8 protein-coding genes and 1 tRNA gene are annotated in these 9,640 nt (G+C 68.8%); 1 reads left to right on the top strand and 8 read right to left on the bottom strand.

Annotation, left to right across the window (positions count from 1 at the left end):
- Positions 1-68: 68 nt before the first annotated feature.
- Both ABT004_RS26395 and ABT004_RS26390 read right to left on the bottom strand, forming a co-directional pair.
- The gene (locus ABT004_RS26395) at positions 69-755 is read right to left on the bottom strand and encodes a TetR family transcriptional regulator (RefSeq protein WP_351341594.1); all 687 of its coding nucleotides are present in this window, start codon (positions 753-755) and stop codon (positions 69-71) included.
- Between the two features lie 12 nt (positions 756-767).
- Positions 768-1,757 (bottom strand): acyl-CoA desaturase, encoded by a 990-nt coding sequence (locus ABT004_RS26390; RefSeq protein WP_351341592.1) that lies wholly within the window; start codon positions 1,755-1,757, stop codon positions 768-770.
- A 302-nt stretch (positions 1,758-2,059) separates the two neighbouring features.
- On the opposite strand from ABT004_RS26390, the gene ppc reads away from it, so the two are divergent.
- On the top strand, positions 2,060-4,810 hold the full coding sequence (ppc, locus tag ABT004_RS26385) for a phosphoenolpyruvate carboxylase (RefSeq protein WP_351341589.1): 2,751 nt from the start codon (positions 2,060-2,062) through the stop codon (positions 4,808-4,810).
- A 13-nt stretch (positions 4,811-4,823) separates the two neighbouring features.
- On the opposite strand, the gene ABT004_RS26380 is transcribed toward ppc, so the two are convergent.
- The 6 genes from ABT004_RS26380 to ABT004_RS26355 all read right to left on the bottom strand — a co-directional run bounded on the left by ABT004_RS26380 (position 4,824) and on the right by ABT004_RS26355 (position 9,612).
- Positions 4,824-5,279 carry a hypothetical protein gene (locus ABT004_RS26380; protein ID WP_351341587.1) on the bottom strand — a complete coding sequence of 152 codons (456 nt, stop codon included), beginning with the start codon at positions 5,277-5,279 and terminating at the stop codon, positions 4,824-4,826.
- 102 nt (positions 5,280-5,381) lie between these two features.
- Positions 5,382-5,981: an aminoacyl-tRNA hydrolase gene (pth, locus tag ABT004_RS26375; protein ID WP_351341584.1), complete on the bottom strand. Its 600-nt coding sequence runs from the start codon at positions 5,979-5,981 to the stop codon at positions 5,382-5,384.
- A gap of 99 nt (positions 5,982-6,080) precedes the next feature.
- Positions 6,081-6,671 carry a 50S ribosomal protein L25/general stress protein Ctc gene (locus tag ABT004_RS26370; RefSeq protein ID WP_351341582.1) on the bottom strand — a complete coding sequence of 197 codons (591 nt, stop codon included), beginning with the start codon at positions 6,669-6,671 and terminating at the stop codon, positions 6,081-6,083.
- Between the two features lie 197 nt (positions 6,672-6,868).
- Entirely contained in the window at positions 6,869-7,846 is a 978-nt protein-coding gene (locus ABT004_RS26365) for a ribose-phosphate diphosphokinase (protein ID WP_351341580.1), read from the bottom strand.
- 122 nt (positions 7,847-7,968) lie between these two features.
- Entirely contained in the window at positions 7,969-9,420 is a 1,452-nt protein-coding gene (gene glmU / locus ABT004_RS26360; protein WP_351341578.1) for a bifunctional UDP-N-acetylglucosamine diphosphorylase/glucosamine-1-phosphate N-acetyltransferase GlmU, read from the bottom strand.
- A gap of 120 nt (positions 9,421-9,540) precedes the next feature.
- Positions 9,541-9,612 (bottom strand) — tRNA-Gln (locus ABT004_RS26355).
- Positions 9,613-9,640: the final 28 nt, after the last annotated feature.

Raw genomic sequence — 9,640 nt, 5'->3', positions numbered from 1 at the left:
CGATCTCCAAAAGATCGGGGCTCCGCCCCGGACCCCGCGCCTCAATCGCCGGCGGGGCTTGATGGGGCTCAGCTCTTCCGGTGGCCTATCAGTCGCGGCTTCGGCTCCAGCCCGTCCAAGCCGTGCCACGCCAGGTTCACCAAGTGCGCCGCAACCTCCGCCTTCTTCGGTTTGCGGGCGTCCAGCCACCACTGACCCGTCAGCGCCACCATCCCGACCAGCGCCTGCGCGTACAGCGGCGCCAGTTTCGGGTCGAAGCCGCGGGACTTGAACTCGCGGCCCAGGATGTCCTCCACCTGCGTAGCGATGTCGGAGATCAGGGACGCGAAAGAACCCGTGGACTGCGGGATGGGGGAGTCGCGGACCAGGATGCGGAAGCCGTCCGTGTGCTCCTCGATGTAGTCGAGGAGCGCGAACGCCGCCTGCTCGACCAGCTCACGCGCGTGCCCGGCGGTCAGCGAACCGGTCACCATGTCCAGGAGCTGGCGCATCTCGCGGTCCACGACCACCGCGTACAGGCCCTCCTTGCCGCCGAAGTGCTCGTACACCACCGGCTTGGAGACCCCGGCCTTCGCCGCGATCTCCTCCACGGAGGTGCCCTCGAAGCCCTTGGCGGCGAAGAGGACCCGACCGATCTCCAGGAGCTGCTGGCGCCGCTCCGCCCCCGTCATCCGGGTCCGGCGCGTACGCCGGGGTTGCTTGTCGGGCTTGTCGCTGCTCGGGGTGTCTGAGTCGGTCGCCACGTCGTCCATCATGCCGTGCGGGCGTCAGCCGGCGTCTACGGCCTGCGCCTTGCGGCGCGAGGCGATGCGGTCCTTGGACGGCCAGCGCACGTCGTGCGCCCAGCCCAGCTGCTCGAACCAGCGGATCAGGCGGGCCGAGGAGTCCACCTGCCCGCGCTCCACCCCGTGCCGCGCCGACGTCGGGTCCGCGTGGTGCAGGTTGTGCCAGGACTCGCCGCAGGACAGGACCGCCAGCCACCACACGTTGCCGGAGCGGTCGCGGGACTTGAAGGGGCGCTTGCCGACGGCGTGGCAGATCGAGTTGATGGACCACGTGACGTGGTGCAGCAGCGCCACACGGACGAGCGAGCCCCAGAAGAACGCCGTGAACGCGCCCCACCAGGACATGGTGACCAGGCCGCCGATCAGGGCGGGGAGGGCGAGCGACAGCAGCGTCCACAGCACGAACTGGCGGGAGATCGCGCGGATCGCCGGGTCCTTGACCAGGTCCGGGGCGTACTTCTCCTGCGAGGTCTGCTCCTCGTCGAACATCCAGGCCATGTGCGCCCACCACAGGCCCTTCAACAGGGCCGGGACCGTCTCCCCGTACCGCCACGGCGAGTGCGGGTCGCCCTCGGCGTCGGAGAACTTGTGGTGCTTGCGGTGGTCGGCGACCCAGCGCACGACCGGGCCCTCCACCGCGAGCGAACCCATGATCGCCAGCGCGATCCGCAGCGGGCGCTTCGCCTTGAAGGAGCCGTGCGTGAAATACCGGTGGAAGCCGATCGTGATGCCGTGACAGCCCACGAAGTAGAAGACGACGAGCAGCCCGAGGTCGAGCCAGCTCACTCCCCACCCCCAGGCCAGCGGCACCGCCGCGAGCAGCGCCAGGAACGGGACGGCGATGAACGCGAGCAGTGTGATCTGCTCCACGGAGCCCTTCTGTTCGCCGCCGAGTGTCGCAGAATGCGAGGTGGCGGGCGGTTTTGACGACGGACCGGCGGCGTCTTCGATCACATCGGTACTGGTGACCATGGGAGTCCCCTGTAAGTCGAGGGTTGAGACGGGCTGAGACGGGTCAGGAGATCCACGGGGATCCGCGGACAGCTTGCCTACGGTTCCGTAACCTACGGCACCGTAAGTATGTCAGCGTGCAGCCGGGCGGCACGAGGCTCCGACCTCGCCGTCGGCGGTGGCACATATCCTTGGAATCGGTCGGACAGCGCGGTCCGCTCTGAATCTCCACCCTGGGTTGTGTACCCGGATCCGGGGATCCTTCCTCCCGACGTGCTTCACCACGTGCCCGACGTGCTTCACCATTGCAAGGAGCCGCACCTGTGAGCAGTGCCGACGAACAGACCGCTGCGACCAGCACCAGCGCCGAGCTGCGCGCCGACATCCGTCGGCTCGGTGACCTCCTGGGCGAGACCCTGGTCCGCCAGGAGGGCCCTGAGCTGCTGGACCTGGTCGAAAAGGTCCGCCGCCTGACCCGCGAGGACGGCGAGGCCGCCGCCGAGCTGTTGCGCGGCACCGAGCTGGACACCGCGGCCAAGCTGGTCCGCGCCTTTTCCACGTACTTCCACCTGGCCAACGTGACGGAGCAGGTGCACCGCGGCCGCGAGCTGCGCGCCATGCGGGCCGCCGAGGGCGGACTGCTCGCCCGCACCGCGGACCGCCTCAAGGACGCCGACCCGGACCACCTGCGCGACACGGTCAAGCACCTGAACGTGCGACCCGTCTTCACGGCCCACCCCACCGAGGCCGCCCGCCGCTCCGTCCTCGGCAAGCTGCGCCGCATCGCCGAGCTCCTTGAGACCCCGGTCCTGGAGACCGACCGGCGGCGCTACGACATCCGCCTGGCCGAGAACATCGACCTGGTGTGGCAGACGGACGAGCTGCGCGTCGTACGCCCCGAGGTCACGGACGAGTCCCGTAACGCGATCTATTACCTGGACGAACTGCACGCCGGCGCCGTCGGCGACGTTCTGGAGGACCTGACCGCCGAGCTGGAGCGCGTCGGCTACCAGCTCCCCGAGGACAGCCGCCCGCTCACCTTCGGCACCTGGATCGGCGGCGACCGCGACGGCAACCCGAACGTGACGCCGCAGGTCACCTGGGACGTCCTGATCCTCCAGCACGAGCACGGGATCAACGACGCGCTCGACATGATCGACGAGCTGCGCGGCTTCCTGTCGAACTCGATCCGCTACACGGGCGCCACCGAGGAGCTGCTCACCTCGCTCCAGTGCGACCTGGAGCGCCTCCCGGAGATCAGCCCCCGCTACAAGCGGCTCAACGCGGAGGAGCCCTACCGGCTCAAGGCCACCGCGATCCGGCAGAAGCTGGAGAACACCAAGGAGCGGCTCGCCAGGAACACGCCGCACAAGGAAGGCCGCGACTACCTCGGCACCGCCGAGCTGCTGCACGACCTGACGATCATCCAGACCTCGCTGCGCGAGCACCGCGGCGGACTGTTCGCCGAAGGCCGCATGAACCGTACGATCCGTACGCTCTCCGCCTTCGGCCTCCAGCTCGCCACGATGGACGTACGCGAGCACGCGGACGCGCACCACCACACGCTCGGCCAGCTCTTCGACCGGCTCGGCGAGGAGTCCTGGCGCTACGCCGACATGCCCCGCGACTACCGCGGCAAGCTGCTCGCCAAGGAGCTGCGGTCCAGAAGGCCGCTGGCCCCGACCCCGGCGCCGCTCGACGCCGACGGCGAGAAGACGCTGGGCGTCTTCCACACCATCACGCGGGCCCTCGACGTGTTCGGGCCCGAGGTCATCGAGTCGTACATCATCTCGATGTGCCAGGGCGCCGACGACGTGTTCGCCGCGGCCGTCCTCGCGCGCGAGGCGGGCCTCATCGACCTGCACGCGGGCTGGGCCAAGATCGGCATCGTGCCGCTCCTGGAGACGACGGACGAGCTGAAGGCCGCCGACACGATCCTGGAGGACATGCTCTCCGACCCGTCCTACCGGCGCCTCGTCGCGCTCAACGGGGACGTGCAGGAGGTCATGCTCGGCTACTCCGACTCCTCCAAGTTCGGCGGCATCACCACCTCGCAGTGGGAGATCCACCGCGCCCAGCGCCGACTCCGTGACGTCGCGCACCGCTACGGCGTGCGCCTGCGCCTCTTCCACGGCCGCGGCGGCACCGTCGGCCGCGGCGGCGGCCCCTCGCACGACGCGATCCTCGCCCAGCCCTGGGGAACGCTGGAGGGCGAGATCAAGGTGACCGAGCAGGGCGAGGTCATCTCCGACAAGTACCTGGTGCCGTCCCTGGCCCGCGAGAACCTGGAACTGACCGTCGCGGCCACACTGCAGGCCTCCGCCCTGCACACGGCGCCGCGCCAGTCCGACGAGGCCCTCGCCCGCTGGGACGCCGCGATGGACGTCGTCTCCGACGCCGCGCACAACGCCTACCGGGGGCTCGTCGAGGACCCGGACCTGCCGAACTACTTCCTCGCCTCCACGCCCGTCGACCAGCTTGCCGACCTGCACCTCGGCTCGCGGCCCTCCCGCCGCCCCGGCTCGGGCATCTCGCTCGACGGCCTGCGCGCCATCCCGTGGGTGTTCGGCTGGACCCAGTCCCGGCAGATCGTGCCCGGCTGGTTCGGCGTCGGCTCCGGCCTCAAGGCGCTGCGCGAGGCAGGACCCCGGGGGCACGGCGCCACCGTGCTCGACGAGATGCACGAGCGGTGGCACTTCTTCCGCAACTTCATCTCCAACGTCGAGATGACGCTCGCGAAGACGGACCTGCGGATCGCCAAGCACTACGTCGACACCCTCGTGCCGGACGACCTCAAGCACGTCTTCGACGCCATCGTCGCCGAGCACGAGCTGACCGTCGCCGAGGTCCTGCGCATCACCGGGGGCAGCGAACTCCTGGACGCGCAGCCCGTGTTGAAGCAGACGTTCGCGATCCGCGACGCCTACCTCGACCCGATCTCGTACCTCCAGGTCGCCCTGCTCAAGCGGCAGCGCGACGCGGCGGCCGCCGACGAGACCCCGGACCCGACGCTCGGCCGCGCCCTGCTGCTCACCGTGAACGGTGTGGCCGCGGGCCTGCGCAACACCGGCTGACCCGACCGCGGTTCTAGAAGCCGACGGCGGCGAAGGCCGCCGTCAGCAGCGCGATTCCGGCGCCTCCCGTGATCCACGTGAGGCGCCGGTGGCGTATCCCGCCCGCGAGCACCACCGACGCGAGCAACAGCGAGCCACCGAGCGGCACCCACGCGTGCAGAAACCCGGCGGTGCCCGCGCGCACCGCAGACGTCGAACTCGGCTTGAGGACCACGGGGAAGCGCGCGCCCTTCTTCTCCCCGATCGAGCGGTCGATCGTCACGCTCGCATGCCGTACGGCGGTGGGGGAGGCCGGTGAGAACGGTCCCGTGCAGGTCTCTTCCGCGCACCGGCTCACCGTCATCGTGCCGCGCTCACGGCCCGCCGGGAACGTCACGTGCTGCGCCGCACCCCACGAGGCCCACACGCCGGCGATCAGCAGCAACGCGGCGACCACGGCCGCCGCGATTTGACGGGCAACAGGCAACATGGCCGGGATCCTTGGCCATGACCCTGCATACGGTCAACTCCCGGCGGAATTCCGCCCCGACAAGTCCGTACAGGTCAGCCCGTACAGGTCAGTCGGTAAAGGTCAGGAGTTGTACGTCGACTGGGCCCGCTCCAGGCCCTCGATCACCAGCGCCTCCGCCGCGTCGGCGGCCCGGTCCACGAAGTAGTCGAGTTCCTTGCGCTCCACCGACGCGAAATCCTTCAGCACGAAGTCCGCGACCTGCATCCGCCCCGGCGGCCGACCGATCCCGAACCGCACCCGGTGGTAGTCGGGGCCCAGCGACTTCGTGATCGACTTCAGACCGTTGTGCCCGTTGTCGCCACCGCCCAGCTTCAGGCGCAGCACCCCGTAGTCGATGTCCAGCTCGTCGTGGATCGCCACGATGTGCTCCGTCGGCACCTTGTAGAAGTCGCACAGCGCCGTCACGGGACCACCCGAGACGTTCATGTACGACATCGGCTTCGCGAGGATCACCCGGCGGTTCAGCGGCCCGGGCGGACCGATCCGCCCCTCGATCACCTGCGCCTGCCCCTTGGTCGCCCGCTTGAACTTGGCGCCCATCCGCCGCGCCAGCAGATCGGCCACCATGAAGCCGACGTTGTGCCGGTTCATCGCGTACTCGGGACCGGGATTGCCGAGCCCGGCGATCAGCCAGGGAGCGTTCTCGTCGGACATGCACATTCCTTAGGTGTACGTCGGGTGAGTCGGGTGCGTCGAAACAGAGATACGGGGTGGTGGGCCGAGCCCACCACCCCGTACATCAGGTCAGACCTGGAAGGCTCAGGCCTCCGCGGCCTCGTCGCCCTCGGCCTCGGCCGGGGCCTCCTCGGCCTGCGCGGCCAGGACCTGGAGCACGACGGCGTCCTCGTCGGTGGCCAGCGTGGTGCCCTTGGGCAGCGTGATGTCCTTGGCGTGGATCGACGCGCCGGCCTCGAGGCCCTCGACGGAGACGACGACCGACTCGGGGATGTGCGTGGCCTCGGTCTCGACCGACAGCGTGTTCAGCACGTGCTCGAGCAGGTTGCCACCCGGGGCCAGCTCGCCCTCGGTGTGGACGGGGAGCTCGACGGTGACCTTCTCGCCGAGCTTCACCTGGAGCAGGTCGACGTGGACCAGGAAGCTCGTGATCGCGTCACGCTGCACGGACTTCGGGATGACCAGCTCGTTGCTCTTGCCGTCGATGTCCAGGTTGATCAGGACGTTCGGCGTACGCAGGGCCAGCATCAGGGCGTGCGAGTCGAGCACGATGTGCTGCGGGTCGTTGCCGTGGCCGTAGACGACACCGGGAACCTTCTCGACCTGACGCAGACGGCGGGAGGCACCCTTGCCGAACTCGGTGCGGGTCTCGACGGAAAGCTTGACCTCGGACATGCTCTTCAACTCCTCGTAGAACTGGGGAAAATGGTCACCCGGCCACGAACGGCCTGCTACGAAGAGCGCGTCGATAACGGACAGCCGGCACTTCCGAGAACAGAAGTACGGCCTCCCTCGCCGAGCAACTTCAGCAGTCTACTCGGGGAGGGAGGCCGTACCCAAATGGATCTTCTAGCGCGAGATCCCTACGGAGATCAGGCTTCGCCCTCGAAGAGGCTGGTCACCGAGCCGTCCTCGAAGACCTCGCGCACCGCGGAGGCGATGGTCGGGGCGATCGACAGGACCGTGATCTTGTCGAGCTCCAGCTCGCCCGGCGTCGGCAGCGTGTCCGTGAACACGAACTCGCTCACCTTCGAGTTCTTCAGCCGGTCCGCCGCGGGACCGGAGAGCACACCGTGCGTCGCCGTCACGATGACGTCCTCCGCGCCGTGCGCGAACAGGGCGTCGGCGGCGGCGCAGATCGTGCCACCCGTGTCGATCATGTCGTCGACGAGCACGCAGACGCGGCCCTTCACGTCACCCACGACCTCGTGCACGGTGACCTGGTTGGCGATGTCCTTGTCACGGCGCTTGTGGACGATCGCCAGCGGCGCACCGAGACGGTCGCACCAGCGGTCGGCCACGCGCACGCGACCGGCGTCCGGGGAGACCACGGTCAGCTTCGAGCGGTCCACCTTCGCGCCCACGTAGTCCGCCAGGATCGGCAGCGCGAACAGGTGGTCCACCGGGCCGTCGAAGAAACCCTGGATCTGGTCCGTGTGCAGGTCCACCGTCAGGATGCGGTGAGCACCGGCGGTCTTCATCAGGTCCGCGACCAGACGCGCCGAGATCGGTTCACGTCCGCGGTGCTTCTTGTCCTGCCGCGCGTAACCGTAGAACGGCACGATGACCGTGATGGAGCGGGCCGACGCGCGCTTCAGCGCGTCGATCATGATGAGCTGCTCCATGATCCACTTATTGATCGGAGCCGTGTGGCTCTGGATCAGAAAGCAGTCGGCGCCGCGAGCGGACTCCTGGTAGCGGACGTAGATCTCGCCATTGGCGAAGTCGAAAGCCTTCGTCGGAACGATCCCGACACCGAGCTGGTGCGCGATCTCCTCGGCAAGCTCGGGGTGGGCGCGGCCGGAAAAGAACATCATCTTCTTTTCGCCGGTCGTCTTGATCCCGCTCACAGCACTAGTCTCCTCAGACGCGAGTTCGTCCGCCGCAGCTGCCCGCGCGTCCCATTAGCAGCGAGCCAGGCGAATCGTGTGCAGGTATCACGGTACGCCGTGTCGGACGCACCTGTTTCCGGTCAGCCCGCGCTTTCCGGATCCCGCGAAGCCGCCTCCGCCGCCTTCGCGGCCGTGCTCCCGGGACGCTTTCGAGCCACCCAACCCTCGATATTCCTTTGCTGGCCCCGGGCCACGGCCAGCGAACCGGCGGGCACATCCTTCGTGATCACGGAGCCCGCGGCGGTGTACGCGCCGTCCCCGATGGTGACAGGCGCCACAAACATGTTGTCCGAACCGGTCTTGCAGTGGGACCCCACGGTGGAGTGGTGCTTGCTCTCCCCGTCGTAGTTCACAAAGACGCTCGCGGCACCGATGTTGGTGAAGTCACCGATCGTCGCGTCACCCACGTACGACAGATGCGGCACCTTCGTACCCTCGCCGATCGACGAATTCTTCGCCTCGACGAACGTCCCGATCTTCGACTTGAGCCCGAGGCGCGTGCCCGGCCGCAGATACGCGAACGGCCCCACGGACGCCTCAGGACCCACCTCGGAGCTGTACGCCACCGTGTTGTCGACCCGCGCGCCCGCGCCCACGCGGGTGTCCGTGAGGCGGGAGTTGGGGCCGACCACGGAGCCCTCGGCGAGGTGCGTCGAGCCGTGCAGCTGCGTGCCCGGCAGGACGGTGGCGTCCCGCTCGAAGGTCACGGTGACGTCCACGAACGTCGAGGTCGGGTCCACGACCGTGACGCCCGCGAGCATCGCCTCCTCAAGAAGGCGGTCATTGAGCGTGCGGCGGGCCGCGGAGAGCTGCACGCGATTGTTGATCCCGGCGATCTCACGGTGATCGGCGGCGACGGAGGCACCGACCCGATGCCCCGCCTCCCGCAGAATCCCGAGCACATCGGTCAGATACTCCTCACCCTGACTGTTGTCCGTCCGCACCTTCTTCAGGGCGTCGGTGAGCAGCCGGCCGTCGAAGGCGAAGACCCCCGAGTTGATCTCGCCGATCGCACGCTGGGCTTCCGTAGCGTCCTTGTGCTCGACGATCCCGGTGACGGCGCCCGAGACGTTGTCGCGGACGATGCGCCCGTATCCAGTCGCATCCGGGACCTCGGCGGTCAGCACGGTGACGGCGTTGCCGTCGGCGGTGTGGGTGGCGGCCAGGGCCTTGAGCGTCCCGCCGGTGAGCAGCGGGGTGTCGCCGCAGACCACGACGACGGTGCCCTCGACGGCGCCGTCCAGGCTCTCGAGGCCCATCCGCACGGCGTGCCCCGTGCCGTTCTGCTCGGCCTGCACGGCGGTGCGGGCCTCGGGGTCGACCGCGGCCACGTGCGCGGCGACCTTCTCCCGCTCGTGGCCGACGACCACGACGAGCTGCTCGGGGCTCAACTCACGGGAGGCGGCGAGCACATGACCGACCAGCGACCGGCCGCAGAGCTCATGCAGGACTTTCGGCGTGGCCGACTTCATACGGGTGCCCTCACCCGCTGCGAGTACGACGACGGCTGCCGGGGTGTTGGCGCTGCTCACGGGTGGGCCCTTCGGCGTCGGATGCGTTGTGGGGTGGACATCCGCAGGATACCGGGGCGTTTTGGGCCGGGCATGGGGGCGGGGCCCGACCGTTGGGTCAGGCCCCGCAACCGCGTACAGCTCCCCCGCCAGGACTTGAACCCGGACAGATGGCACCAAAAGCCACAGTGCTGCCAATTACACCACGGGGGATGGTTTCGACCCAAACCGGACATTACGT

Origin of the sequence: Streptomyces sp. NPDC002790, from assembly GCF_040295505.1 — a bacterium.
GTDB lineage: Bacteria > Actinomycetota > Actinomycetes > Streptomycetales > Streptomycetaceae > Streptomyces.
Note: the sequence above shows the minus strand (reverse complement) of the source record. Positions and strands in the feature narration are given on the sequence as shown.

Coding starts and splice junctions, on each gene's coding strand:
- ABT004_RS26380 (WP_351341587.1), bottom strand. CDS start 5,279: ATGTTGCCTGTTGCCCGTCAAATCGCGGCGGCCGTGGTCGCCGCGTTG.
- ABT004_RS26395 (WP_351341594.1), bottom strand. CDS start 755: ATGATGGACGACGTGGCGACCGACTCAGACACCCCGAGCAGCGACAAG.
- pth (WP_351341584.1), bottom strand. CDS start 5,981: ATGTGCATGTCCGACGAGAACGCTCCCTGGCTGATCGCCGGGCTCGGC.
- ABT004_RS26390 (WP_351341592.1), bottom strand. CDS start 1,757: ATGGTCACCAGTACCGATGTGATCGAAGACGCCGCCGGTCCGTCGTCA.
- ABT004_RS26370 (WP_351341582.1), bottom strand. CDS start 6,671: ATGTCCGAGGTCAAGCTTTCCGTCGAGACCCGCACCGAGTTCGGCAAG.